The sequence below is a fragment of the Actinomycetota bacterium genome, from assembly GCA_030776725.1.
Classification (GTDB): Bacteria; Actinomycetota; Nitriliruptoria; order Nitriliruptorales; family JAHWKO01; genus JAHWKW01.
Window position 1 is genome coordinate 1 of sequence record JALYHG010000206.1, and the last position, 24,311, is coordinate 24,311.

Genomic DNA, 24,311 nt, shown 5'->3' on the forward strand with positions numbered 1-24,311 from the left:
GGGCGGAGCCGCCGCACGCGGGTCTTCAGCGACTGGGCGGCAACCCACGCCAGCAGGCCGGCCGCCACAACGTCCACCGCGGCGCGGCGCCGGCCGGTCGCGGCCAGCGCCGCGGCTGTGCCGCTGATCGCGAACACCGAGCCCAGGTCGGTCGCCGCCGACACGGCCCGGTCGACGATCGGTCCGCGGGGACGGCGGACGCGGACGGCCAGCGCCCGCTCAGCGGCCTCGAGATCGGGGATGCGCATCGCCACGTAGGACGCGACGACCGCCGAGGCGGCGACGAGCAGCACGACGGCCTGGCGGATCCGCTTCACACGCCGGGGACAGCGGCCGTCACGTGGCGTCGGGGTCGGTGGGTGGCGGCGACTCGAGCCGCCGGGCTCCCACGCGGCGATCGGCGCCGGTCAGCTCTCGGCCGGCCGCGCGCAGCTCGGCCCGCACCGCGCGCAGCTCCCGGTCGAGGTCCTCGAGGTCGGCCGCCTGCTTCAGCTCGGCCATACTGCGCGAGGTCTCCTCGCGCACACGGGTGAGCGCCTTCCCGGCCTGCCGCGCGAGCTCCGGAAGACGGTCGGGGCCGAACACCAGCAGGGCGAGCACCGCGATCACCAACAGCTCCTGGAAACCGACGTTACCCACGGTGCTCCTGCCGATGCCGGCAGACGAGCCTACCGGCGCCACTCGCCGAGGACGGCTTCTATCTGCAACTCGCGGCCGTCTCGCACGACCGTCAACGACAGCACATCACCGGGCTCGCGGGCGCGGATCTCGGCCACGAGCTCGTCCATGCCCGCCACCGGTCGCCCATCCGCGGCGATCACCACATCCCCGGGCCGCAAGCCCGCCTCTGCCGCTGGACCTCCGGGCTCGACCTGGTCGATCAGCACCCCCTCGGAGGCGTCGATACCGAAGTGACGGGCCAGGCTCGGCGTGAGGTCGCGTGCCTGGATGCCCAGACGGGCGTGACGCACGAACCCCTGCTCGATCAGCGTGTCGGCGACCGCGACAGCATCGTGCGCCGAGATCGCGAAGCCCACCCCGATGTTCCCTGCCTGTCCCGCGATCCTGGCCGTACCGAGGATGGCGGTGTTGATCCCGATCAGGCGACCTCGCGAATCCACCAGCGCCCCGCCCGAGTTGCCCGGGTTGATCGCGGCGTCGGTCTGAACGACGTTGGGGATCGAGATCACGCCACCGTCGATCGGGGCGTCGATGCTGCGGTTCAGAGCCGAGACCACCCCCGCTGTGACGGTGGCGTCCAAACCGAAGGGGCTCCCGATCGCGACGGCCAGCTCGCCCACCCGGACGGGGTCGTCACGCACGTTGACGGCCGGCAGCCCTGCGCGGCCGACCTTCAGGACGGCGACGTCGGTGAGCGCGTCGGTCCCGACGACCTCCGCCCGGACGGATTCCCCATCGGCGAAGCGGACCTGGAGACGCTCCGCGCCCTCGACGACGTGGTTGTTGGTGATGATGTAGCCGTCCGAGCGGTAGACCACGCCCGAGCCCAGCCCCTCCTCCACACCCGCAGCGCCGAGAACCGTGAGACGGTTGATCCGCACGACGCTGGGCACCACCGCCTCGGCGACGGCCGCGACCGGCGACAGCGGGTCGTCGCCACGGGTCTCGACGACTGGCGCACGGACCTGCGGCGCCAACGGCGCGGTGGTGCGGGCCAGGGCCAACGTCGCGGCCGTCCCGAGGACCGCTCCGACCAGCGCAGCCAGCACCACGGTGGCGATGCCCGGCCGGGTGGGGCGGGGACCCGGGGCGGTGTCGGTCGCCGTGCGGTCGGGCTCTGCGACCGCCGTGGCGGGACCGCGGTGCGGGACTTGAGCCGCCCAGACCCCATCGCGCTCATCACCCTGATCCATGCTGCCTCCTGTGCCCGACCTGGCCGACGGACGGCGTGTCCGAGCTTCACTCCTCACGGCGACCCGTCAGTCGAACGGCCACAGCCAGGTCCCGACCCGGCGCAAGCCCCGGCCCACACGCTGCAGGACCGAGGACGGCGGGTCGTGCGGCAGCGCCTCGAGCGCCTCCGCCAGCGCGTCGGGGGCCACGTCGCTGACCGCCGTGAACGTCAGCCCCCCTCCGCCCCACACGTACGCGTCGGGTTGCGCTCGTGGGAAGCGGAACACGTGCAAGCGACCCAAGCGACCAGGCTCCGCACCCTGCGCCAAGAGCGCCTGACCGTCGGGGGTGCCGTGCTGCTCGTACACCGACAGGGTGTACAGGCCATCACTGTAGAACAGGTGCAGCGACGAGCCTTCGCCGTCACCGACCGCGGAGGCGTCGACGAGATCGAAGGCGCCGGGCAACCCGTCGGGGACCACCCAACCCACCTCGCGGAGGATGCGCACGCTCCGCCGCGATACCGGGGCGTGTGTCGGGCGGACCTCACGGGGCCAGCTCGACTCGATCGGGGGCAGGCCGGTCGGCGTACGATCGAACGAGGTCAGCGTCGCCAGCCGCACCGGCTGGCCGTCGGCGCGGAACGTCTCGCGGCGCACCAGCAGGCCGGTGTGGCGGTCGACGTACAGACGCTCACGCACGTGACGTGCGCCGCGCTCGCGGAGCACGACCACCGCCGCCGTTCCGCCGGCCACGTCCGCGGCACCGTCCAGGGACACCTCGTACTTCCGGGCCAGTCGGTGCAGGGCCAGACCCGTGCGTTCCACCGCGCCCAGCCGCAGCAAGGTCCCTGTCAGGTGGTCGCCGAAGAACGACTCGTCACCGCGCTGACCCAGCAGCCAAGAACCGGTGCGGTCCGTCACCAGCGAGCCGTCCGTGCCCTGGGACACCACGAACTGGTCAACGGTCGGTCCGCGTGCGCCGAACGAGACGACCACCAGCTGACCGCGGTAGGAAAGATCACGGCCGGCCTCGACGGCGCGCTCGAGCAGGTCGCGCCAGGGTTGGTGTTCGTCGGCGTCCGCCTGGACGCCGCTGAAGGCGATCAGCGCCGCCGCCAGCACCACCAGCCCGACGCACCGAGGACGCACGCGCACACACCCACCGCCGCCCATCGGCGGTCAGCGGCCGACGTCGACCGGTCTGAGGACCGGGCCGCCGTCGCTGCGGACGGCATGATCAACGACGAAGACGTGGACAGGCGGCGCGATGGTGCCGCCGTCGTGCCCGGCCAGGAACGCCGCCGCGCCCACCAGCAGCCCACCGGCGACGGAGGCTGCCGCCCACCGCCGCCAGCGTCGCGGGGCGCGCGGAGCCGGTCGGAGCAGGGCCCGGCACAGCTCCACCGGCGGCTCGACCGCGGGCAGGGCACGCAACGCCAGCCGAGCCAGCCGGATCGCGGTCAGCTCACGTTCGCAGCGTTGGCAGCGAGCGACGTGACGGGTGACGGCGAGCGCCTCGTCGTCGTCCAGCTCGTCGTCGAGGAGCGCCGACAGGCGCTCATCCTCGTGGCGCTCGCCGAACGGCCAGCGCGACCCCCCGTCACGCATCGGCGTCGCGGCGGTCAGCGGCGCTCTGTAGGACGCCGCGCAGGAGCTTGCGACCCCGGTGGATGCGTGAGCGCACCGTGCCCAGTGGCCACCCCGTGGCGCGCGCGATCTCCTCGTAGGACAGGCCCTGCACGTCACACAGCACCACCGCCGTGCGGAAGTCGGCGGGGAGCTCGGTCAGTGCCTGTTCGATGTCGCCCCGGAGCAGGCCCTGTTCCAAGCGGGCCTCCGGACCGGGGCCGGCGTCTTGAGGCTGTCGCCACTCATCCTCGGGGAGCGGCTCGAGGCGTACCCGCTTGCGCCGACGGACGCGGTCGAGGAACAGGTTCTTGGTGATCCGGTACAGCCAGCCTTCGAACGTCCCCGGCTGGTACTTGTCGAGGTTGCGGTACACCCGCACGAAGACGTCCTGGGTGAGGTCCTTGGCTTCCTCGGGGTCGCCGGTCAGCCGGTACGCGATCGTGTAGATCTTGTGGCCGTACCGCGTCGCGACCTCGTCCCAGGTGGGGACGGGATCTGTTCCGGCCGCCGCAGACCGATCGACGTCATCACCGGAGGCGGCCGGCGGCGAACCGTCGATGGCTCGGAACGGACCTCCGAGCACAGGCGTCCTGTCGTTGCGCGTCGGCGCGAGCGTACCGCCGGGCACACGGCGGAGCCCCTCTCGCAGAGGCGGTGGAGCAGGTCGTGTCACGTTCGAGGGCAACGCCGGGGCCGTGGCCGGAGGTTCCCGAGGTGTCGCATCTGCGCGCGCGGACCGCACGATGCCTGCTAGCGTTCGGCGGCCGAGCAGGAGGCGACCGTGGAACGTCGAGCGAGCCTTCCGGGGGCCGACGAACTGTTCCGTCCCACCGGCCCGCGTCCGTCGCGATCCGAGGCTGACGTCTCCACTCCCGGCGGGCCCGCCGTCCCCGACGAGCTCACGTTGGCTCAGCTCACCGAGCTGGCTGCAGCCGAGGATGCGGCCATGGATGCCGTCCGCGGCCGCGCCGGCGTGGACGTGGCCGTCCCGTCGCCACCGGTCGGGGCGCTCCTGACCTGGCTGGCCGCGGCCGTATCCGCACGGACGGTGGTGGAGATCGGGTCGGCCGCGGGGATGACGGGCCTGTGCCTGCTCCGTGGCATGCCACCCAGGGGCATGCTCACCAGCATCGAACCGGACCCCGCGATCCAGGCACTGGCGAGCCAGGCGTTCGAGGAAGCAGCACCGCCGGGCCGCGTCCGAGCCATCCCTGGCGATCCACTCGAGGTCCTCCCACGGCTCTCGGACCACGGCTACGACCTCGTGGTGGTCTCGCGGAACGTCGATCACCACGAGCTGCGCGACCACGTCCGTCGGCTGCTCCGCCCGGGGGGCACGCTCGTCCTCCTCGGCGCGGCGGTCGGACGCGGCCAGGAACTGCGGTCGCGGCGGGCGTTCGTGCAGGGCCTGATCGACGATGAGGCCATCCACGTCGCGGTGCTTCCGCTCGACGGCGGCATGGTTCTGGCCCGCTTCGGTCAGTCGGCCGTGGAGGGGTAGACGGCTGTGGCAGGCTGTCGCCTGATCGATCCGTGCGACGACGAGGAGACCGAGCGGTGTTCCGACGCAGCAAGGACGACGACTCCACGGTGAAGGACACGGCGAAGGAAGCGGCCAAGGTCGCCCTCGCCGGGAAGGTCGCCAAGGAGGCTGTGACCAGCGATGACGAAGACGACACGTCGGGCGGGAAGGGCAAGTTCGTTGTCCTGCTCCTGGCGGGGGCCGGCGCGTTGGGTTACGCGTTGAAGAAACGGCGGGAGAAGGAACGCGACGAGGCGTTGTGGCAGGAGCCGCGCCCCCTGTGAACCTGGCAACGGCTCGGTGGTGTGCTCACACGGCCCCGGTCCGGGGCCGTGTGAGTCAGGCGTTGGCGGCTTCCTCCAAGAGCCGTTGAGGGATCGCGCCGGGACCGCCCAGAGCCACGACCAACTGCGGCGCGAGCCGCCTGATCTCGTCGCGCACCACCGGCGGGAGGGGCTGGTCGGGCCACACCAGCAGGATCGGGCCGCGTTGCGCCAGCGGGGCGGCCGCGATGGCGTCCGCGGCGGCGTCGGCCCGCGCGAGGAAGACCTGCTGCGCCCCGGTGGGGAAGGCGTGGCGCGAGATGGCCACGGCGGTGTCGATCCGCGAAGCGCCTGCGATCCGCAACGTCGGTCGTGCCACCTGGGTCCTCCAGAAGTGTTGGGTCTGCTGCAGACCGGTCCCCGCGCCGTCCTCCGGCCAGCACGGCGGACGCAACCACCGGTAGGCGCGCTGGAAGTGCCCATCGGGGCAGCGCATGTAGTCGTCGTAGTCGGCGAGGTGGAACGTGGCCTGCGCCGACCCTGGCCCGGTCCGTCCCCAGGCCGGCCACGGGCCGGCCGCGACTGCGTCGTGAACCGCGCGGTGGTCAGGGTGGGTGTAGACGTGGCCGGGTTCCGCCTGGTTGAAGTACCCGGCTGCCACCGCCGCGTCTGGCTCACCGAACGTTGCCGCTGCGGAACGGATCGCGGAAGAGACCCCGTCAGCGGTCGCGCGTTGGTCACCGAGGTCGAACACCAACCGGTCGTCCCGAGCGACGTAGTCGGTCGCGTCCAGGAACTGGTGCCACGATGCGACGCGACGGTCCTTGCACGCCTGGGAACCGATCCCGCCATGCTCGGCGCAGCGCACGGAGCGCTCCCCCTGCGTCATCAGCAGGAGCACCGGCCGTTCGACGCGCGTCACCAGCGTCCACGCACTGAACTCGTCGTCTGGGTGGGGGACGACGAAGAACGTGACTCCCATCCACTGCCTCCATGGCACCGGGCTGCTAGAAGAAGCGGACCTTCGCCGCGAACTCGGCGGCAGGTGCCAGGATGACCGCCAGGTAGAACATCCCGGTCGATGCCTGGATGGATCGCCCTCCTTCGCGCGCGAGCTTGACGTTGAACGCTGCGATCAGGGCGATCACCACGATCAGACCGGCGCCCATCATCACCGTCACGCTGCCCACCGACAGCAGCGGCGAGTAGCGCAGACGACACAGCGCCAACGCCCGGCCATCCAGCCCCGCGCAGGGGACCGGGTTCGTCGCCGACAGCAGCACCGAGGCGAGACCCGCCCCGACCGCACCCACGTTCACCCACGCCATCCACACCATGTAGCGGTTGGAGAGGCGGCGCTCCACCAGGTACCAGTGGCCGAGGACCATCCCGTTCCACACCGCGCCGAGGAAGTAGGTCCCGGCCAGCAGTTCCGCCACGCCCCGCCAGGTCGGACCCGCCCCGGCCGCGGTGACCCCGCGGACCTGTGCCAGCGCCACCAGCGTGGCGAGCCCCGCGGCCGTCCCCGCACAACCCAGCGCTCGAGCGACGCCGGGGTGGCGCAGTAGCAGGACGGCGACCGCCAGGAGGGTCGCCGCAGCCGTGACCAGCAGCCCGGCCGATGTGACGCGGATCGCGGGTGCGTCCACCGCGACGGACAGTTCGGTGAGGGGACCGCGCGCCGCTGCCCACGCCGCCAAGGCCATCAGCCCCAGCGTCGTTCCGAGCAGCATCTCGTAGCCGTGGCGGACAGCGCCCCAGGTGGGGGCCAACCACAGCAGCGCCGAACCACCGACGGCCATCTCGAGCAGCACGACGGCGAGGACAGCGGCGGGGGTGTCCAGGTGGTGGGCTCCGGGCGGGGCGCGCCAACGGTAGCCTCACCCCGACCGACCACCCGATGCGAGGTCCCCGATGGGCCAGTGCGATCCTGGGCTGCGCCACCACACCACCTTCACGGTGACCGCGGACGCCACCGCCATCGCGATGGGTTCCGGCGACGTCCCCGTCCTGGCGACACCCAAGGTGCTGGCACTGGCCGAGCACGCGTGCGTCGCGGCTGTGGGGCCCGACGTTCCGGACGGGCAGACCACGCTCGGCACTCACGTCGAGCTCGAGCACGACAAACCCAGTCCGGTCGGCGCGACCGTCGAGGTGGAAGCGACCCTGATCGGCCACCACGGCCGGCGCCTGGAGTTCAACGTGACCCTCCGTCAGGACGGCGAAGTCGTCGCGACCGTCCGCCACCGCCGTGTGCTGGTCGACCGCGACCGGTTCCTCGCCAAGCTCGAGGCCTGACCGACCCACCGCGCTGGGTCGTCGACGGGTCGACGAACGTGTGACCGGCGCTGGCGGCAGCGGGCGGGACGTTACGGTGTGCGACCGGGCAACGGAGGGACGGTGCAGCACGTCGAACGAGCCATGCTCATCGTCGTGGCGGTCCTCGTGGCCCTCACCGCGATCGGGATGTGGTTGCTGTGGCCCGGGCAGCGGCCGCAGGCCCCCGGCGCCCCGCCGCTGTACGCCGGTCGCGTGGTGCAGGCACAGACCTACCAGTGCCCCGACGTCGGCTCGGATGCCGAGGAGACGTTCGGGTTCCAGCGCACGGGTCCGTGCCAACGGGTCGAGGTCGCGATCCTCGAGGGGCCGGGTGCCGGCGAGACCTTCCGCATCGATACGGCCGAGGAGGACTACCCGGCCTTCCAACACGGTGACCGCGTCCGCGTCGGGGTCGCGACGATCGGCGAAGCCGACCGTACCTACTACGTGGCGGACTTCGCCCGGCTGAGGCCGCTGCTCGCGCTGTTCCTGGTGTTCGTGGCCGCCGCGGTGGCGGTGGGCCGCTGGCACGGGGTGCGTTCCCTGGCCGGCCTGGCGCTGAGCCTGGCGATCATCGTGTGGTTCGTGGTCCCGGGGATCCTCGCGGGGAGCAACCCGTTCGCGGTCGCTGTGGTCGGGGCGTTCGCGATCATGCTCGTCACCTTGTACCTCGCCCACGGCTTCACGGTGAAGACGAGCGCCGCCCTGATCGGGACCGCCGCAGCGCTGGGGGTGACCGCCCTGCTCGGGGTCGCGTTCGTCGCGTTCGCCGACCTGACCGGGCTCGCGTCGGAGGAGGCGAGCCTGGCCCGATTCGCGGTCGAGGGGCTGGACCTGCGCGGTCTGGTCCTGGCCGGCCTGGTGATCGGGGCGCTGGGCGTCCTGGACGACGTCACCGTCAGCCAGGCGTCGACCGTGTTCGCCGTCCACGGCGCCAACCCGGACCAGTCCTTCGGTGAGGTGTTCCGGCGGGCGATGGGCGTGGGGCGGGACCACATCGCTTCGACGGTGAACACGCTCGTGCTGGCCTACGTCGGGGCGTCGATCCCGCTGATCGTCCTGTTCTCGACCGGTGGCCTACCGGCGGCCGAGATCGTCAACGCCGAGATCGTCGCCGAGGAGGTGGTGCGGACGCTGGTTGGCTCGGTCGGCCTGATCTCGGCGGTGCCGCTGACCACGGCCCTGGCGACCGCCGTCGCCATGCGCCGCGACGCCGGCGAGCTCCCCGTCCCTGCCCACCTGCGCGACGACGTCGACGAGGGCCAGCTCAGCGACGAGGAGCTCGCGCACCGGCGGTGGATCGAGTACCTGCGCAGCGGCGCGACCGAAGGCGAGCCCCCCAGCGTCCCGTCCGCTGGAGAGGACGGCTCCTGATCGACTGCATCGCGCGCCGTCAGGCGCCGGCGGTCAGCCACTCCAGGAGCGTGCGGACCGGCGCGCCGGTCCCGCCCTTGCGGACGTAGCCGTACTGCTTGTCAGACCAGGCGATCCCGGCGATGTCCAGGTGCGCCCACGGGATCCCATCGGCGACGAACTCCTTGAGGAACAGCCCACCGATGATGGTCCCGGCGACTCCCTGCTGCCCGATGTTCTTCAGGTCGGCGACCTCGCTCTTGAGGTCCGCGCGGTAGTCGTCGGGGAGAGGCAGGCGCCACAGACGCTCACCCGACGCCTGGGATGCGGAGAGCAGGCCGTCGGCCAAGCCGTCGTGGTCGGTGAGGAGTCCCCCGATGCGGTTGCCCAGCGCCACCACGACCGCGCCGGTGAGCGTGGCGAGGTCCACGACGACGTCGGGCTCGCGTTCGCTGGCGTGAGCGAGCGCGTCGGAGAGCACGAGTCGGCCCTCGGCGTCGGTGTTCAACACCTCGACGGTCTTGCCGTTGCGGGCGGTGTACACGTCGCCGGGGCGCTGCGCCGTCGCCGACGGCATGTTCTCGGCCAGGGCCAACACCCCGGTCAGGCGGAGCGGCAGTTGCAGCTCCGCGGCGGCCTTGACGGTGGCGACCACCGCCGCCGCGCCGCCCATGTCCATCTTCATGGTCATCATCCCGCTCCCGGACTTCAGCGACAGCCCGCCGGAGTCGAACGTGATGCCCTTGCCGACCAGTGCGACGTGACGCTCGGCGCCGTCTGGGGCGTAGCTCAGCTCGACCAGCCGCGGTGGCGCCTCGGATCCCTTCCCGACGGCGATGATCCCCCCGTACCCGCCCCGCTCCAGGGCCGTCTCGTCGAGGACGGTGATGTCCACATCGGTGCCGTCGACCAGCGATCGCACCCGGTCGGCGAACGCAGGGGGGCGCTTGTTGGCAGGAGGTTCGTTGACCAGGTCGCGAGCGACAGCGGCCGCCCGCGCGTGGATGTCACCGATGCGGACGCCATCGCGGAGAGCGTCCGTCGCGGTGCCATGGACCGCGACCTGTTCGAGGCGGTGCTCGTCGCCCTTCGACTTGTAGCGGCTGAACCGGTACGCGCCGAGCGACAGCCCTTCCACGAGGGCCTGGGCAGCACCGGCCGGTTCCAAGCGATCCGCAGCGGCCGGGATGGTCGTGGCCACCGACCGCTGTCTGGAGGTCGCGTCGGCGAGCGCGGCGGCGGCCTTGCGCACCGCTTCGGCGTCGAGGTCGTCCGACTTCCCCAGCCCGACGACCAGCACGAGCGACGCGGGGATCGCGCCCCGCGTCGGGATCCGCGCGATGCTCCCGACGCTCCCGTCGAACCGCAGCGCCCGGCACTCGACGGTGAGGTCCACGTCGATCGCGGCGGCCAGCTGCTCCGCGCCAGGCCCCAGGGTCGGCGCCGGCGGAGCGGTCTGCTCGTCCGCGTCCTCGTCAAGCGAAGGCGCCGCGACCGCGGGGATCGCGACGACGTCGACGTCCGCGGCGGACAGCTCCGCGTCGGTCACCTCGAACGTGGGCACCTGCAGCTCCTGTCATCGACGGTCGATCCACGCTGAGGCTATGCGGTGACGGCTACGCTCGGGCGGCCATGAGCCAGTCAGGCGACGACCCGCGACGTGAGAGCGCGGCCGTCCGCCCGGTTGATCTCCGCGACTACGCCGCGTTCGACCGTGAGCGCGCCGTCCGCGTCCGGGTGCTCGCCACCGACGTACTGACCGTCGATCTTTGGTGCCTGGAACCTTGGCAGCGCACCGACGTGCTCCTGTACGGCGAGGTCGACGTGGCGTACACCGTCCTGGGCGGCAACGCCTGGTTCGTCACCGATGAAGGCGAGCTGGGGCTCGGCGCGCTCGGGGCGATGCTGGTCACAGCCGGGGTGGCCCACGTCGTCGACAACCGCACCGCCGACCCGCTGGTGGTTCTGGCCAGCGCCAGCCCACCGGACGTCCCCGCCGATGAGGTCGCCACCGACCACCCGGTCGAGGTCAGCGAAGCGGCGATCCACCGGCCTCAGGACAGACCGTCGCTGGCCGCGCGCCTCCGCTCGTTCCTGGGCCGGTGAGCGGGCCGGTGAGGCGTTCCCCACCGCTCTGATCGATCCGGGCGATCGGTTGCGGGGTCGCTGTCACGACGACGCGCCGTCCTCGGCGTCACCCGCGGGGCGCGGCTCGGTGACATCCATGTCCGGCTGGGCGCTCGCCGCGTCGCCTGTCGCTCGCTGGGAGCTTGGATCGCTGTCGTCGTGGTCGCCGCCCGAGCGCACCTCGTTGCCGACGGCCGCGAGGACGGCCGTCACCGGGACGGCCAGGAACGCTCCCGCGATGCCCGCGATGGTCGCCCCGGCGGTGAGTGCCAGCAGGATCACCACCGGATGCAGCTGGACCGCTCGTCCCATCACCACCGGCTGCAAGAAGTTGCCCTCGATCTGCTGCACCGCGACGAACAGGATGAGCACCAGCAGGGCGTCGACCGGCCCACCGCTGACCAGTGCGACCAGCACCGCGACCAGCCCGGCCGCGAACGCACCGACGATCGGGATGAAGCCACCGAAGAACGTCAGCAGCATCAACGGCAGGACCAGCGGCACACCGATCAGGACCAGCCCCAGGCCGACGGCGGTCGCGTCGACCGCCGCCACGATCACCACGCCGCGCATGTAGCCGGTGAGCGTGGCCCACGCACGTTCTGCGCCACGCTGCACCGTGGCGCGCCGCCCGTCCGGCACCTGGCGCAGGATCCACCCGGTGATCGGTTCGCTGTCTTTGACGAAGAAGAACAACACGATCAGGCTGAGCACCAAGATCGTCATGATCTCGCCGACCAGCGCGAGGCCGGTGAACGCCCCGGTCAGGATCCGGCCGGCGTTGTCCCGGGCCTCCTGCGCCGCTCGGTCGACGAGCTGTCGGAGCTGATCGGCGGAGACCGGCAGCGGCGAGCCCTGGAGCCACTGCAGGATCGACTCCCAGCCCTGCTGGACCTGCTGGCCGAGTTGTCCCATCTGGGCCACGAACAGCGGGATCGCCACGCCGATCAGGCCGGCGATGACCACCATCCCACCGACGACGGTGACGGCCGCCGCCGACGTGCGCGGCAGGCCGACCCGCTGCATCCAGCGGGCGGCTGGAACCGCGAGCGTGGCGAGGAACAGCGCGATGACCACCGGAGCCGTCGCCAGGTACAGACGTGCGAAGATCGACAGCGCCAGCGCGGCACCAACAGCCACGACCAGCAGGCGCCACCCGACCGCGGCGGACGTGCGCAGCCAAGCCGGGACGGGGTCCGCCGACTGGCCGTGTGCCACGATCCGGTGGCCGCCGCGGTTGGTCAAGCCAGCCGCGCCGGTCCGCTCGCGACGTCGCCGCCTGTCACGGTCAGCGAGTGATCGTCGCTGGGCGCGGGGATGCCCGCGTCGGTCGTGGTGACGGGGCACTGTTCGGTCATGACTGCTCCTGGATCGCTGTCGTCGGAGGCTGTTGTGGCAATCGGGCAGGCTCCAGACGCTCCTCGACCCCGCCGACCGGTTCCGCGAAGCGGTTCCCCACGTGCGGCGCGGCATCCTCGCCGACTGCACGCCGGCCGGTCAAGGCCGCGGCGAGATCGTCCGCTCTCCGGACATCGACATCGCGTCCCGCCCGTCAGGGGCGGGGCCGACGTTGAAGGCGCCGGTCACCCGACCCTTGCCGAAGCCCAGCACGAACGTCGCGGCGTACCGCGAGCCGGCCTCGCGGACCACGACCGACCCGGACGTCGCGAACTGGCGCTGCTGGCCGCGACGGACCTCGATCACAGCTCCGCCGGTCAGATCGTCGCAGTGGGGCAGGCAGCCGGCAGCGGCTGGTTCAACGACCGGCAACCGCTCCCCGGCCGCGAGCCCCGCGGGGTTCTCGACCACCAGTGCCAGCGGGGCGCCGTCGATCGTGAACGTCACGATGCACAGGTCCTCATCCACACCGTCGTTGGGGTCGCAGTCGCCGAGCACCACCTCGGGCTCGCCGTCGGTGACGTGGATCTGGCGTCCGCTCAGCGTGCCGGTCAGTTGGATGCCGTCGTCGGACGCCACGGGAGCGCGCTGCACGGCCTGGGTCCCGCACCCGCCCGACAGCATCGCGGCGGCCGCGACGACTGACACCCACCGCATCACGCCGCCGGCCCGCGGCGTACCTCGATGGCTTCCACCGCATCGGAGAACGCGTAGCCGGGATCGGGACCGCCTGCGATGGCGTAGACCCGCGCGCCGATCGCCACCACACCCAGCCCGTGGCGAGCGGTCGGGAGCGGTGGCAGGACCCGCCAGCGACCCTCACGCACGTCGAACGCCTCCACCTCGGCGAACGTCCCGCTGGCGTCCTCCCCGCCCGCGGCGAGCACGAAGCCAGTGTCGGTGCCAGCCGCGCCGATCCCCCCTCGGGGCGTCGGCAGGTCCGGTAACCGCCGCCACTCGTCGGCTTCCGCGTCGAACTCTTCTGCGGTCGCCAGGTTCGTCCCGACCCCGCCGGTGCGTCCTCCGACCACGAACAGCCGGCCGTCGGTCGCTGCGACCCCGAGGTGCTCACGGAGGGTGGGGGGCCCCGGCGCCGTGCGCCACGAAGCAGTGCCCGGATCGAAGATCAGCAGGGTGTCCGCCAGACCGTTGCGGCCCACCCCGCCGGCCACGTACACCTCTCCGGCCACCGCCGCCGCCCCGCCGGCGGCACGTCGTTCGGGAAGACGCGGAAGCTCCTCCCAGGCGCCCTCGTTCAGCCGGAACGCCCGATCCGAGGGGCGCGTGAGGCCGGGGCCGAGGTAGCCACCGATGACGTAGACGGAGCCGTCCAGCCCGGTGGACATGGCGTGGTTGACGCTGACAGGCAGGTCGGGACCGGTGCGCCACGCGCCAGCCCGTGGGTCGAAGATCTCCACCGTGGAGACCGTGTCACCACCCTCCAGGAACCCGCCGACCACCACGATCTCGTCCCCGTCGGTGGCGGCCGTCACCTCGGTGCGCCGCGACGGCGCGGCCACCAGGCGCTCCCAGCCGTCGACCTGCGGCGCGGTCTGCGTGCCGGTCGCCGTTGCCACGGTCGGTGTCGCTGCGGTCGGCGAGGACTGCGGCGGCGCGGGGTCCGCACCGCCTGCGCAAGCCACGACCAGGGCGGCACCTGCCAACACCGCCGCCGGCCCGCCGGGACGCACGTCAGCGGTGAGCGGCGAGCGCGGCAGCGGCGCCGCGGACCTCGGTCAACGTGTCGTCCAGCCCGGCGGGTCCCTGCCGTGACACGTGGACGTCGCGCGCCATCTCGATCGGCCTCTCCCCGCTCCAGCAGCCGCGACGTTGGACGCTAGTTGCTCGTCCAGGGACCGGCACTCGCACGGCGGCCGGTCAACCCACCGCGACCCCGAAGAGCGTGCCGATCAGGTAGGTGGCGGCGGCGGCCAGGACACCGACGCCGACCATACGCCCGCCGGAGAACGCCGCTCCTCGCCCGGTGAAGATCGACAGCGACGCTCCGACCACGAACAGCGCAGCGGCGGACAGCGCCGCGGCCGTGACCAGGGCCGCCACGCCCGCGCTGATCAGGAACGGGACGACCGGGACGGCCGCGCCGAGCGCGAACGACACGAACGACGACATCGCAGCCACCCACGGTGACGCGAGATCCTCCGGGTCGACGCCGAGCTCCTCGCGGGCCAGCGTGTCCAGCGCGGCGTCGGGGTCGGACATGATGCGCGCGGCGACGGCTTCGGCCTCGGCGTGCCCCATGCCCTTGGCGCGGAAGATCAGGGCGAGTTCTGCCTGCTCCTCCTCCGGCCACCGGCGCAGCTCCTCGCGTTCGACCGCGATCTCGCGCTGGTACAGCTCGGCCTGGGAGCGCACGGAGATCCACTCGCCCGTCCCCATCGAGAAGGCGCCGGCGAACAGGCCGGCCACCCCCGCCAGCAGGATGACGCGGTTGTCCTGCGTCCCACCGGCGACTCCCATCACCAGGGAGAAGTTCGAAACGAGACCGTCGTTGACGCCGAACACGGCAGCGCGCAACGCCCCGCCCGCGCCGGTCCGGTGGCGACCCTCCGACGTCGCGATGCGGCCACCTGCGGTGGACACGCCTCCGACCGCGGCGAGGACGCGGCCGTGAGCGATCTCCTCCTGTGACATCGCTTCGGGAGCATGGGCCACCTTCCGGTACTTGTCGGCGTCGGTGGCCTCTGCACGGATCACGATCGGGAGGACAGCGTGGATCCCGAAGCGACGGGCGACCAGGACCAGCAACCGGGTCCGCAGGTCCGGCCGAGGTTGGCGCAGGTCGTCCACGCCGGCTTCCGACAGCAGCTCGGCCCAGTGGGTGGCGTGCCGCTCTTCGGTCTCGGCCAGGTCGAGGAAGACGTCGCGTCGGTCGCCCGCGTGCTCAGCGAGACGCCGGTACAGATCCGCCGCCCGCAGCTCGTCTTCCCAGAACTCACGGAAGCGGATCACGTCTTCGGCATCGAGCGCCTCACCCATCGCGGCGCGCCCCCTGCTGACCTCGGCTCGCCTCCCGGTGACAGATCCGGGCGAAGGCGTCCAGGCTCCGTCCGAACAGCCGCGCCAGGTACGGGCGCACGACCAGGGATGCGCCGAGCTCTCCCAAGGCACCCAACGGCGGATCGACCTCCTCCCACCACACCAGGCGCGTGCCACCCTCGACCGGTTCCAGGACGAACGCGCCGACGCCGCTGATCAGGCGACCGGTGTGCCGCACCCCGAGCATGCGTGGCGGCTCCCACACGGTGACCCGCATCGTGTCCTGCACCGTCACGCCAACGACACGCGTCGGGACGCGCAGCTCCACGCCGGTCCCCTGACGTCGGTCGCCGGTGACCCGCACGGCACGCGCATCGACCATCCACTCGGCCTGCCGCTCCCAGTCGGTGAGCACTCGCCACACCACGCTCGGCGGCGCGTCCACCTCCCGGCTGAGCACGACCCGCAACGGCTGCCTCCGCGTCGTCGCTCCGCCACCGTCGCTAGGCTCGGTCCTCAAGCATCTCGGCCGGCCGACGCCACGCCGCGGGCGGTTGCCCGGCCGGTGATACACGCCCGACAAGGATCACGATGTTCGCCGAGATCGACGGCTGCACGCTGCACTACCTTAGCTACGGTGAGGGACCGCCGGTCGTGCTCGTCCACGGGCTCGGCGGGACCGCCAGCGTCTGGCACGGCGTCATGCAGGCCCTGCGCCAGCACCACCACGTGGTCGCGCTCGACCTGCGCGGTCACGGCCGCTCCGATGGCAAGGGCCGCTTCAGCATCGATGGGTGGGCCAACGACCTGCGTGGCCTGATCCGCCACCTGGACCTCACCGCAGTGACCCTGGTCGGACACTCGCTCGGCAGCCTGATCGTCCAGCATCTGGCGCACAGCGACCCGGACGTCTGCGATGAGCTGGTGCTGGTGGGCGGCATCTCGTACTTCCAGCCACCGACGTCCGATGCCTACCGGGAGCGGGCGGACATCGTCGAGCGCGACGGGATGGATGCCGTGGTGGACGCCTGGCTCGACGGGGCGCTGTCCCCGCAGACCCACGCCACCATGCCCGGCGCGGTCGGCTTGCTCCGGGAGATGTTCGTGCGCAACGACCCGGTGATGTACGCCAAGTCCTGCCGGGCACTGGTCAAGGCCCCGCAGATCTCCCGCACGGAGATCGGCCAACCGACCCTCGCGGTGGTCGGGGCGCATGACCGCTCCACGCCGCTTGCGATGGCCGAGGAGCTGCGTCGCGACATCCCCGTGTGCCGCGTCCGGGTCATCCCGCACGTCGGCCACTGGATGCCGGTGGAAGACCCCGGCACGCTCGCCGCAGCCGTCCTCGAGTTCCTCACCTGACGTGTCACGCCGCGACAGCGCCGGGACCACAGCGGGGGGCGGTCGGCGTTGGCAACGACGGCTGGCCGCTTCGGCTGCGGTGTTGGCCGCGCTGGCGGCACTTGCAGCGTTGGCGTACGGCGGTTGGCGCCTCGTGCGAGACACCCTGGAACCGCCCGATCGGGAACGGATCGAACAGGCCGCGGAACGCGTTCAGGCGGCGGTCCCGCGCGACGAGCTCGACGCGGTGCGTGATGCGGTCGCCCGTGCACACCAGCAGCTCAACGCCGACCTCGGCTACGGAGCGATCGGCTCCCTGGATCCCGGCCGTTTCCGCCGCGAGACCGCCGGGCCGATCGCCGGGCAGCTGCGCGAGGTGGCGATCCGCGTCGACGATCCCGCGATCAGCCGGGACCTCGAGACGGTGGCGACGCTGCTGCAGATCGGCGCCGAACGCGGCAACTCGGAGGCGCTGCAGCTGGCCCACCGCGTCCTGCACGATCTCGACCACTTCGCGTTCAACCCGGACCCTGGCCAACGCGAGTACTGGGGCGCGACCGTGACGCTGGAGGGCGACGACAACCCCGCCCAGCGCTACGTCGCCCAGCACCGGTAGCGCCGCATCCGGCCGTCGATCAAGGTGAGCGGTCGTCCACGTCCAACCGGACCGCCAGCCGCTGCCGTGCCCGGGCCACCACCGACGGTCCGGCTGCGGCGTACAGCTCCTCGTAGGCGGCGGCGAGCGCGTCGAGGTGGACATCGACGTGCTCCGGGTCGTAGCCGCGCCACGCCAGCGGGAAACGGAGCCGGCTCACCTCCACCGGAGTGGGCACCAGCCAGTCCGGAGGCTGCGGTCCCCGACGCGACGCCCGGCCGCCCGTCAGGAGCGCGACCACGACGCCGACGTAGGCCACACCGACCGCCACCCCGACCGCCACCCACGCACTCACGCCGACCTCCGCACCGCGGCGGACGAGGTTAGCCTCGTGTACGTGACCGCCCCGTACCCCCACCACCCCGCGCCACCGCGCATGGAGCGCTGCCTGGCCACGCCGCTGGGTGACGCCGTCGCGCACCGCCGCCGCCCCGTCCTGGCGCTGTCGCGCCGCCGGTTCGACTTCACCCGGGGGGTCGCGGTGATGGGCATCGTGAACCGCACGCCCGACTCGTTCTACCCGCCCGGCGCCACGTTCGACCTGGAGGCCGCGGTCGCTCGCGTCCACAGGCTGATCGCCGAAGGCGCCGACATGGTCGACATCGGAGGGGTGAAGGGCGGACCGGGTGATCCGGTTCGTCCGGCTGAGGAGCGGGCCAGGGTCGTGCCCCTGGTCGAGGCGGTCCGGGCTGACAGCGACGTGGTCGTGTCGGTGGACACCTCCCGCGCCGAGGTGGCCGACGCGGCGCTGGAGGCCGGAGCCGACCTCGTCAACGACGTGACCGGCGCCCACGACCCCGACATCCTCGCGGTCGTCTCCGAGCACGGTGCCGGGTACGTCGCGATGCACCACGGTGGCCGACCACGGACCCGTCCGTTCCGCCGCGGGTACCAGCCCGACGTCACGACCGCCGTCGTGGCCGAGTGCGCGGCGTTGGCCGACCGTGCCGTCGCCCACGGTGTCGCGCCCGACCGCATCGTCGTCGATCCCGGCCACGACTTCGTCAAGACGACGTACCACTCGCTGGAGCTGACCCGTCGCCTGCCGGAGCTCGTGGCGCTCGGCTACCCCGTGCTGGTGGCCGTGTCCAACAAGGACTTCATCGGCGAGACGCTCGACGCGTCGATCGACGAGCGCGTCGACGGCAGCGTGGCGACCGCGGTGTTCGCGATCCTGCGGGGGGCGAGCATCCTGCGGGTGCACGAGGTCGCCCGCACGGTCGACGCGGTGCGGATGACCGAGGCGCTCCTGGGCTGGCGCGCACCGACCGTGGCGGTCCGCGGCCTGGAGTAGTCAGGGTGGTGGGAGCTGCAGGTCGTGTTCGAGGCGGGCGACCTCCACCTTCAAACAGCGGTCCTCGACGAGGTCGAGCCCGGCTTCGGCGGCGATCCGCCGACCTTCCGCCGACCGCAGCCCCAACTGGTACCAGACCGCTTTGGCGCCGACCTCGGCAGCCTGGCGGGTGACGTCGGGCAGGTGCTGCTCGCGACGGAAGACGTCGACCAGGTCGATGGGGCCCACGACGTCCGCGATTGACGGGTACGCGTGCTCGCCCAGGACCTCGTCGGCGTGGGGGTTGACCGGCACGACGTCGTAGCCCTGGGTGATCAGTGCGGCCGCCACCCCGTGACTCGGCCGGTGCCGGCTGCGCGACAGTCCGACCACGGCGATCCGACGGGTGTAGCCCAACACCCGCCGGATGGTCGCGTCCTGGTCGCCGTCGCGATCGACCAACGCCGTCCTCCCTGCCACGCGCAGGATGGCATGCGACGCCACGGTGGCAGCGTCCGCTCGGCCAGACGCTTGGTACGGTCGCCGCGACGATAGGAGCGATCGTGGCGCGTGCCGGAATGCCCGAGCGGTTCGTGTTGGTGTGCATCAACGAGCGCCCCGCAGACCATCCGCGCGGCTCGTGCGTCCGGCGGGGTGGCGACGCGGTGTTCAACGCCTTCCGTGAACTCACCGGCCAGCGCGGCCTGGTTGACGTGAAGGTCACGTTCACCGGCTGTCTGGAGCCGTGCATGGTCGGCCCGACGGTGCTGATCGTGCCGGACAACGTCTGGTACGGCAGCGTGACGGTCGAGGACGTCCCCCTGATCATCGACCAGCACCTGATCGGGGGGGATCCGGTGGAGTTCCTACGCATCGGCCCGCAGGAGTTCGCGCTGTCCCCGCTCGAGGGGCGGGCCGATCTCCCGCCGGGGTTCATCCCCCCCGCCGAACCGGAGATCTGAGCGCCGCGGCGGCGACCCGCCGTTGGCGCCCGTGGCGTCGGTCACGGGCTGCGCGACGGTCGTCATCCCCCGCCCTCCCATCCGTCTGCTTCCACCGCAGACCTGACTTGTCGTACTGTTACGGACACCACCAGCGACGGGGCGGGTGTGGGGAACATCTGGACAGCGCGACCGAGGCGGTCGTCGCGGCGCACGTGGGCCGTCGTCACGGCGGTGATCGTGTCCGTCGTCGCCGCCACAGGCACCGCCGTCGCCAACGACATGCGCCGGTACCGCCACGCGTGGGAAGACCGCGCCTTGCCGGGCGCCGTGATCCAAGCGGTCGACCTCGCCGGCATGGACCGAACCCGAGCGCTCGCCGCGGTCGAGGACGCGTTGGCCCCGGTCTTGGACCGACCGGTGACGCTGCGGTTCGAGGACCGGACGTGGACAACGTCGTTGCGGGACCTCGGAGCGACCACGGACGCCGAGCAGGTGGTCGACGCGGCCATCGACGCCTCGCGTGACGTGTCCTGGCGGACGTTGGCCGAGGTTCGGTGGCGCGGCGGGCAGGTGCCGTTCGAGGCGACGGTCACGGTCGACCAGCCCCGGGACGCAGCCCGCCAGCTGGTGCGCGCGATCGCGGACGAGCTGCACATCGCCCCGGTGAACGCCGAGCTGTCGTGGAACCGCGAACGCATCTGGATCAGCCCGCACCGAGTCGGCCGAGCGGTGCAGTTCGAGCCGACCGCCGAGGCGCTGCTGGCGGCGCTGCGGGGAGAGGCCGACACGGTCGCGGTCGCCACCGAGCAGCTGCAACCCGAGGTGACGACGGCTGCCTACTCGCAGGTGCTGTTCCTGCGGCAAGGCCAACACCGCCTCGATCTGTACCTCGACGGCCGTGTTGCCGGCTCCTACCGGGTCGCGGTCGGGACCGGGAACTACCCCACCCCGACCGGGGTGTACCACGTCAGCCAGAAGCGGTACCGACCGACGTGGGTCAATCCCTCCCCCAACGGCTGGGGTCGGGGCATGCCCCGCCGGATCGGGCCGGGGCCCAACAACCCACTGGGGCTGCGGGCGCTGAACTGGTCGGCCCCCGGCGCCATCCGGTTCCACGGCACCGCCAACGTCGACTCGTTGGGACGAGACGCGTCGCACGGTTGCGTCCGCCTGTCCAACCCCGACATCGTCGAGCTGTACCGTCAGGTCGACGTCGGAGCGGTGATCGTCTCGATCCGCTGAACCTCGTGTTGTGCGGCCGCACGAGCAGCGCCGTCCGTTGCCGGCGCCTGCATCATGAGGATGCGCCGGACACACAGGAGCGCGCGTGAACACCGCCGACCGCCACCACGAGGATCTCCCGATCGTCGGTTGGGATGCGATCGAGTTGTGGGTCGGGAACGCCAAACAGGCGGCGCACTACTACCGCACCGCCTTCGGGTTCCGGCTGGTCGCCTACGCCGGCCCCGAGACCGGGCTCCGCGACCGCGCGTCGTACGTCCTGCAGCAACGCGCGGTGCGCTTGGTGGTCACCTCCGGGCTCGACCCTGACCACCCCGCCAGCCGCCATCAGGCGTTGCACGGCGACGGGATCCGCGATGTGGCGTTCACGGTCCCCGACGCCGCAGAGGCGTTCCGGATCGCGGTCGCACGCGGGGCGAGACCCCACCGCGATCCGGATGTGCTCGACGACGAGCACGGCAAGGTCGTCGTGGCAGCGATCGCCGCCTACGGCGACACGATCCACTCGTTCGTGCAGCGTGCGGACTACGGCGGCGTGTACCTCCCCGGCTACCGCCCCGTCGCCAGCGACCTGATCGCGCGTCCGGTCGGCCTGTCGGGGATCGACCACGTCGTCTGCAACGTCGAGCTCGGCGAGATGAACGACTGGGCCGACTTCTACGCGCGGATCCTGGGGTTCACCGAGTTCCGCCACTTCTCCGACCACGAGATCGCGACCGACTACACCGCGCTGATGTCGAAGGTGCTGTGGGACGGGATCGGCCGCATCAAGCTCCCGATCAACGAACCGGCGGAAGGCAGACGCAGATCGCAGATCGAGGAGTTCCTCGAGGCCTACCGCGGGCCGGGCGTCCAGCACGTGGCGATGTCCACCGGCGACATCATCTCGACCGTCACGGCGCTGCGAGACAACGGCGTGCAGTTCCTGGATATCCCCGCCCAGTACTACGACGACGCCCGCGACCGGGTCGGCGACATCAACGAGCAGTGGGACGCGTTGCAGGACCTGGGGGTCCTCGTCGACCGCGACGAGGAGGGCTACCTGCTGCAGATCTTCACCGAGCCGGTGCAGGACCGCCCCACCCTGTTCTACGAGATCATCCAGCGGCACGGCGCCACCGGCTTCGGCGTCGGCAACTTCAAGGCCCTGTTCGAAGCGATCGAACGTGCGCAGGCCAGACGCGGCAACCTGTGACCGCCGGGGGGGCGCGTCCGAGCCGGGGGCGCCAACGTGCCGCGTTGGCGGCCCACCACCGTCCACGGTGCTAGCCTGCCGCCCGTCTCGCGGTCCCACCGCCTTCCCCGGGACGCTACGTGATGGTCCGCGCCGCGGCGTGGGGGAGGTTCCTCGTGCGTACGTCCTGGGATCCGTCGAGCGTCGCCCACCCTGACCGCCAGTCGTGGGACGAGTACTTCCTCGATCTCGCCCGTGCAGCCTCGACCCGGGCGACGTGCGTGCGCCGCAAGCACGGCGCGGTCATCGTGCGCAGCCGCCGGATCGTGGCCACCGGGTACAACGGCGCCCCGTCGGGCTACCCGCACTGTGCCGACGGCGCGTGCCCCCGGGCCCGCTCCGACGCCCCGCAGGGCCACGGCTACGAGTCGTGCACCGCGATCCACGCCGAAGCCAACGCGCTGCTGTTCTCGTCGCCCGAGGAGCGCGACGGCGCCACCCTCTACTGCACCGGGGCGCCGTGTTTCGGGTGCGCGAAGCTCATCGCCAACTCGGGGATCGCCGAGGTCGTGGCCTCCGGCGGTCGGTACGACGGCTGGGAGGACGTCCGCGACTTCCTGCGGACGTGTGGGGTGCGCATCAGGCTCCTCGACGGGTTCGAGGGCAACCCCGCGCTGGACCTGGCGTCCGCGACGGGATGAGCCGTACCCTGCACCCGCGCCGTGCATGCGGTGGCGGGAAGGGGACCAAGTGGGCGACGTCCACTGGCGAGAGCTCTACCACGAGGTCGTCGACACCGGGCTGTGCACGGGGTGCGCCGCCTGCGTGATGGCCTGCCCCCAGGACGTGCTGGGGTACACGTCGGAGTACCTCCCCGTGCAGATCGGCGACGGCATGGGGTTCGACCAGTGCCTGACCGGCGACCGCGGATGCGACATCTGCACCCGAGCCTGCCCCCGCTTCCGCGCCTGGGAGTCCGAGCTCGACACGGAACTGTTCGGCCGTCCACGCCGACCTGACGAGGCCTCCGGCGTCGCCCGGTCGCTGCTGCTGGCACGCGCCACCGACGAGGCCGTCCACGTCGCCGGACAGGACGGCGGGTTGGTGTCGGTCCTGCTGATCTGGGGCCTGGAGAGCGACCGCATCGACGGTGCTCTGACGTCGCGGATCATCGACGGCGGACGTGGCCCGTTCGACGCCGAACCGTTCCTGGCCCGCACCCGCGACGACATCTTGGCCACGGCCGGGTCACGCTACACCTACTCGGCGAACCCACTGGCGATGCAGCAGGCAGACGCGGAACGGCTCCGCCAGGTTGCGTTGGTGGGGATGTCGTGCCAGGCGTCGATCAACGGGACGGTCGCAGCGCGGCGGGTCAACAAGTACCGGAGGAAGATCGCGCTGACGATCGGGCTGCTGTGCTCGAAGACGTTCACCTACGACGGGCAGCGCCAGGTCCTCGCCGACCACGGCATCGACATCGCCGACGTCACCAAGGTCAACGTCAAGGGCCGGTTCATGGTGTGGACCCGCGACGGCCGGTACGTCGAGATCCCGCTGAAGGAGCTGCACCCCCACACCCGGCCCGGTTGCAGGCTGTGCCCCGACTTCGCTGCGGAACACGCCGACATCTCCACCGGAGGGATCGGGAAGCACAACGACTGGACGCTGGCGATCGTGCGCACGGCGCGGGGCGAGGAGTGGATGCGCGGCGTGATCGACGCCGGCCTCGTGGAGGTCCGCCCGGCTGAAGACGACGACGTCGCGATGAAGCTGCTCGCCAAGCTGTCGACGACGTCGCGCAAGCGCTGGCCGGGTGACCTGCTTCCCGAGCCTTCCCGGGCCCCGGGGATCCTGCCGCTGGGCTGAGTCGCGGCCCCGGCGGCTACAGCACCTCTCGGTCGACGACCTTGGGGTGGTCCGCGTCGACCTTCCCGACCTGGAAGGCCCCGCCCGGAGAGCCCAACCCTGTCACGGAATCCTCGAAGAACTCGGAGTTGATCGCGGTGAACTCCGCCCACTCCTCGGGGACATCGTCCTCGTAGGCGATCGCCTCGACCGGGCAGACCGGCTCGCAGGCCGCACAGTCGATGCACTCGATCGGGTGGATGTACAGCATCCGCTCGCCCTCGTAGATGCAGTCCACGGGGCACTCCTCGACGCAGGCCTTGTCCTTGACGTCGATGCAGGGCTCGGCGATCACGTACGTCACCAGGGT

General features: G+C 71.9%; 31 protein-coding genes. 13 read left to right on the forward strand and 18 right to left on the reverse strand.

Annotation, left to right across the window (positions count from 1 at the left end):
* From M3N57_10070 to M3N57_10095, 6 genes are all read right to left on the reverse strand, one after another.
* The coding region (locus M3N57_10070; GenBank protein ID MDP9023014.1) for a hypothetical protein at positions 1 to 317 on the reverse strand (317 nt) is incomplete at its 3' end.
* A gap of 19 nt (positions 318 to 336) precedes the next feature.
* Positions 337 to 639 carry a Sec-independent protein translocase protein TatB gene (tatB, locus tag M3N57_10075; GenBank protein ID MDP9023015.1) on the reverse strand — a complete coding sequence of 101 codons (303 nt, stop codon included), beginning with the start codon at positions 637 to 639 and terminating at the stop codon, positions 337 to 339.
* Between the two features lie 29 nt (positions 640 to 668).
* Positions 669 to 1,874: a trypsin-like peptidase domain-containing protein gene (locus M3N57_10080; protein ID MDP9023016.1), complete on the reverse strand. Its 1,206-nt coding sequence runs from the start codon at positions 1,872 to 1,874 to the stop codon at positions 669 to 671.
* A gap of 66 nt (positions 1,875 to 1,940) precedes the next feature.
* A complete protein-coding gene (locus M3N57_10085) occupies positions 1,941 to 3,005 on the reverse strand; it encodes a hypothetical protein (protein ID MDP9023017.1) in 1,065 nt (354 codons plus the stop codon).
* A gap of 30 nt (positions 3,006 to 3,035) precedes the next feature.
* Positions 3,036 to 3,464 (reverse strand): zf-HC2 domain-containing protein, encoded by a 429-nt coding sequence (locus M3N57_10090; GenBank protein ID MDP9023018.1) that lies wholly within the window; start codon positions 3,462 to 3,464, stop codon positions 3,036 to 3,038.
* Positions 3,457 to 4,068 (reverse strand): sigma-70 family RNA polymerase sigma factor, encoded by a 612-nt coding sequence (locus M3N57_10095; protein MDP9023019.1) that lies wholly within the window; start codon positions 4,066 to 4,068, stop codon positions 3,457 to 3,459. The genes M3N57_10090 and M3N57_10095 overlap by 8 nt, the downstream gene beginning before the upstream one ends.
* A 198-nt stretch (positions 4,069 to 4,266) precedes the next feature.
* Between M3N57_10095 and M3N57_10100 the strand changes: the two genes are divergently transcribed.
* Positions 4,267 to 4,986: a class I SAM-dependent methyltransferase gene (locus M3N57_10100; protein MDP9023020.1), complete on the forward strand. Its 720-nt coding sequence runs from the start codon at positions 4,267 to 4,269 to the stop codon at positions 4,984 to 4,986.
* Positions 4,987 to 5,042: 56 nt separating this feature from the next.
* A complete protein-coding gene (locus M3N57_10105) occupies positions 5,043 to 5,291 on the forward strand; it encodes a hypothetical protein (protein ID MDP9023021.1) in 249 nt (82 codons plus the stop codon).
* Positions 5,292 to 5,346: 55 nt separating this feature from the next.
* Here the strand turns inward: M3N57_10105 and M3N57_10110 are convergent, their stop codons facing one another.
* Entirely contained in the window at positions 5,347 to 6,252 is a 906-nt protein-coding gene (locus M3N57_10110) for a cell wall-binding repeat-containing protein (GenBank protein ID MDP9023022.1), read from the reverse strand.
* A 25-nt stretch (positions 6,253 to 6,277) separates the two neighbouring features.
* The gene (locus M3N57_10115; GenBank protein ID MDP9023023.1) at positions 6,278 to 7,084 is read right to left on the reverse strand and encodes a hypothetical protein; all 807 of its coding nucleotides are present in this window, start codon (positions 7,082 to 7,084) and stop codon (positions 6,278 to 6,280) included.
* Between the two features lie 100 nt (positions 7,085 to 7,184).
* On the opposite strand from M3N57_10115, the gene M3N57_10120 reads away from it, so the two are divergent.
* Positions 7,185 to 7,568 (forward strand): thioesterase family protein, encoded by a 384-nt coding sequence (locus tag M3N57_10120; protein MDP9023024.1) that lies wholly within the window; start codon positions 7,185 to 7,187, stop codon positions 7,566 to 7,568.
* A 102-nt stretch (positions 7,569 to 7,670) separates the two neighbouring features.
* Positions 7,671 to 8,963, forward strand: a complete 1,293-nt coding sequence (locus tag M3N57_10125; GenBank protein ID MDP9023025.1) for a YibE/F family protein — start codon at positions 7,671 to 7,673, stop codon at positions 8,961 to 8,963.
* A 19-nt stretch (positions 8,964 to 8,982) separates the two neighbouring features.
* On the opposite strand, the gene M3N57_10130 is transcribed toward M3N57_10125, so the two are convergent.
* Positions 8,983 to 10,506, reverse strand: a complete 1,524-nt coding sequence (locus M3N57_10130; GenBank protein ID MDP9023026.1) for a leucyl aminopeptidase — start codon at positions 10,504 to 10,506, stop codon at positions 8,983 to 8,985.
* 68 nt (positions 10,507 to 10,574) lie between these two features.
* Between M3N57_10130 and M3N57_10135 the strand changes: the two genes are divergently transcribed.
* A complete protein-coding gene (locus tag M3N57_10135) occupies positions 10,575 to 11,048 on the forward strand; it encodes a hypothetical protein (GenBank protein MDP9023027.1) in 474 nt (157 codons plus the stop codon).
* 63 nt (positions 11,049 to 11,111) lie between these two features.
* On the opposite strand, the gene M3N57_10140 is transcribed toward M3N57_10135, so the two are convergent.
* From M3N57_10140 to M3N57_10165, 6 genes are all read right to left on the reverse strand, one after another.
* Positions 11,112 to 12,314, reverse strand: a complete 1,203-nt coding sequence (locus tag M3N57_10140) for an AI-2E family transporter (GenBank protein MDP9023028.1) — start codon at positions 12,312 to 12,314, stop codon at positions 11,112 to 11,114.
* Positions 12,311 to 12,427, reverse strand: a complete 117-nt coding sequence (locus M3N57_10145) for a catalase (protein ID MDP9023029.1) — start codon at positions 12,425 to 12,427, stop codon at positions 12,311 to 12,313. Before M3N57_10145 ends, M3N57_10140 begins: the two co-directional genes overlap by 4 nt.
* 139 nt (positions 12,428 to 12,566) lie before the next feature.
* A complete protein-coding gene (locus M3N57_10150) occupies positions 12,567 to 13,115 on the reverse strand; it encodes a hypothetical protein (protein ID MDP9023030.1) in 549 nt (182 codons plus the stop codon).
* Positions 13,116 to 13,123: 8 nt separating this feature from the next.
* Positions 13,124 to 14,044: a galactose oxidase gene (locus tag M3N57_10155; protein ID MDP9023031.1), complete on the reverse strand. Its 921-nt coding sequence runs from the start codon at positions 14,042 to 14,044 to the stop codon at positions 13,124 to 13,126.
* A 301-nt stretch (positions 14,045 to 14,345) separates the two neighbouring features.
* Complete coding sequence (locus M3N57_10160; GenBank protein MDP9023032.1) at positions 14,346 to 15,464, reverse strand: VIT1/CCC1 transporter family protein; 1,119 nt, start codon at positions 15,462 to 15,464, stop codon at positions 14,346 to 14,348.
* Positions 15,457 to 15,924: an SRPBCC family protein gene (locus tag M3N57_10165; GenBank protein ID MDP9023033.1), complete on the reverse strand. Its 468-nt coding sequence runs from the start codon at positions 15,922 to 15,924 to the stop codon at positions 15,457 to 15,459. Before M3N57_10165 ends, M3N57_10160 begins: the two co-directional genes overlap by 8 nt.
* A 131-nt stretch (positions 15,925 to 16,055) precedes the next feature.
* Here M3N57_10165 and M3N57_10170 point away from each other — a divergent pair, with 131 nt between their 5' ends.
* A complete protein-coding gene (locus tag M3N57_10170; protein MDP9023034.1) occupies positions 16,056 to 16,826 on the forward strand; it encodes an alpha/beta hydrolase in 771 nt (256 codons plus the stop codon).
* A gap of 1 nt (position 16,827) precedes the next feature.
* Positions 16,828 to 17,421: a hypothetical protein gene (locus M3N57_10175; protein ID MDP9023035.1), complete on the forward strand. Its 594-nt coding sequence runs from the start codon at positions 16,828 to 16,830 to the stop codon at positions 17,419 to 17,421.
* Between the two features lie 19 nt (positions 17,422 to 17,440).
* Here the strand turns inward: M3N57_10175 and M3N57_10180 are convergent, their stop codons facing one another.
* Positions 17,441 to 17,755, reverse strand: a complete 315-nt coding sequence (locus M3N57_10180) for a DivIVA domain-containing protein (protein MDP9023036.1) — start codon at positions 17,753 to 17,755, stop codon at positions 17,441 to 17,443.
* A 189-nt stretch (positions 17,756 to 17,944) separates the two neighbouring features.
* On the opposite strand from M3N57_10180, the gene folP reads away from it, so the two are divergent.
* A complete protein-coding gene (gene folP, locus M3N57_10185) occupies positions 17,945 to 18,754 on the forward strand; it encodes a dihydropteroate synthase (protein ID MDP9023037.1) in 810 nt (269 codons plus the stop codon).
* Here the strand turns inward: folP and M3N57_10190 are convergent, their stop codons facing one another.
* Positions 18,755 to 19,237: a CoA-binding protein gene (locus tag M3N57_10190; protein MDP9023038.1), complete on the reverse strand. Its 483-nt coding sequence runs from the start codon at positions 19,235 to 19,237 to the stop codon at positions 18,755 to 18,757.
* Positions 19,238 to 19,296: 59 nt separating this feature from the next.
* Here M3N57_10190 and M3N57_10195 point away from each other — a divergent pair, with 59 nt between their 5' ends.
* The 5 genes from M3N57_10195 (at position 19,297) to M3N57_10215 (ending at position 23,962) form a co-directional block, all read left to right on the forward strand.
* Positions 19,297 to 19,695 carry a (2Fe-2S) ferredoxin domain-containing protein gene (locus M3N57_10195; protein MDP9023039.1) on the forward strand — a complete coding sequence of 133 codons (399 nt, stop codon included), beginning with the start codon at positions 19,297 to 19,299 and terminating at the stop codon, positions 19,693 to 19,695.
* Positions 19,696 to 19,908: 213 nt separating this feature from the next.
* Positions 19,909 to 20,919 (forward strand): L,D-transpeptidase/peptidoglycan binding protein, encoded by a 1,011-nt coding sequence (locus M3N57_10200; protein ID MDP9023040.1) that lies wholly within the window; start codon positions 19,909 to 19,911, stop codon positions 20,917 to 20,919.
* Positions 20,920 to 21,004: 85 nt separating this feature from the next.
* Positions 21,005 to 22,114, forward strand: coding sequence for a 4-hydroxyphenylpyruvate dioxygenase (gene hppD, locus M3N57_10205; GenBank protein ID MDP9023041.1), 1,110 nt, complete (start codon positions 21,005 to 21,007; stop codon positions 22,112 to 22,114).
* Positions 22,115 to 22,269: 155 nt separating this feature from the next.
* A complete protein-coding gene (locus M3N57_10210; GenBank protein MDP9023042.1) occupies positions 22,270 to 22,794 on the forward strand; it encodes a dCMP deaminase family protein in 525 nt (174 codons plus the stop codon).
* A gap of 49 nt (positions 22,795 to 22,843) precedes the next feature.
* On the forward strand, positions 22,844 to 23,962 hold the full coding sequence (locus tag M3N57_10215; protein MDP9023043.1) for a Coenzyme F420 hydrogenase/dehydrogenase, beta subunit C-terminal domain: 1,119 nt from the start codon (positions 22,844 to 22,846) through the stop codon (positions 23,960 to 23,962).
* A 16-nt stretch (positions 23,963 to 23,978) separates the two neighbouring features.
* Here the strand turns inward: M3N57_10215 and M3N57_10220 are convergent, their stop codons facing one another.
* Entirely contained in the window at positions 23,979 to 24,305 is a 327-nt protein-coding gene (locus M3N57_10220; protein ID MDP9023044.1) for a ferredoxin family protein, read from the reverse strand.
* Positions 24,306 to 24,311 lie beyond the last annotated feature (6 nt).

What these genes read in the sequence shown, in the direction of transcription:
- M3N57_10160 (MDP9023032.1), bottom strand. Translation starts at nt 15,464, where the DNA reads ATGGGTGAGGCGCTCGATGCCGAAGACGTGATCCGCTTCCGTGAGTTC.
- M3N57_10080 (MDP9023016.1), bottom strand. Translation starts at nt 1,874, where the DNA reads ATGGATCAGGGTGATGAGCGCGATGGGGTCTGGGCGGCTCAAGTCCCG.
- folP (MDP9023037.1), top strand. Translation starts at nt 17,945, where the DNA reads ATGGGCATCGTGAACCGCACGCCCGACTCGTTCTACCCGCCCGGCGCC.
- M3N57_10135 (MDP9023027.1), top strand. Translation starts at nt 10,575, where the DNA reads ATGAGCCAGTCAGGCGACGACCCGCGACGTGAGAGCGCGGCCGTCCGC.
- M3N57_10145 (MDP9023029.1), bottom strand. Translation starts at nt 12,427, where the DNA reads ATGACCGAACAGTGCCCCGTCACCACGACCGACGCGGGCATCCCCGCG.
- M3N57_10120 (MDP9023024.1), top strand. Translation starts at nt 7,185, where the DNA reads ATGGGCCAGTGCGATCCTGGGCTGCGCCACCACACCACCTTCACGGTG.
- M3N57_10090 (MDP9023018.1), bottom strand. Translation starts at nt 3,464, where the DNA reads ATGCGTGACGGGGGGTCGCGCTGGCCGTTCGGCGAGCGCCACGAGGAT.
- M3N57_10110 (MDP9023022.1), bottom strand. Translation starts at nt 6,252, where the DNA reads ATGGGAGTCACGTTCTTCGTCGTCCCCCACCCAGACGACGAGTTCAGT.
- M3N57_10170 (MDP9023034.1), top strand. Translation starts at nt 16,056, where the DNA reads ATGTTCGCCGAGATCGACGGCTGCACGCTGCACTACCTTAGCTACGGT.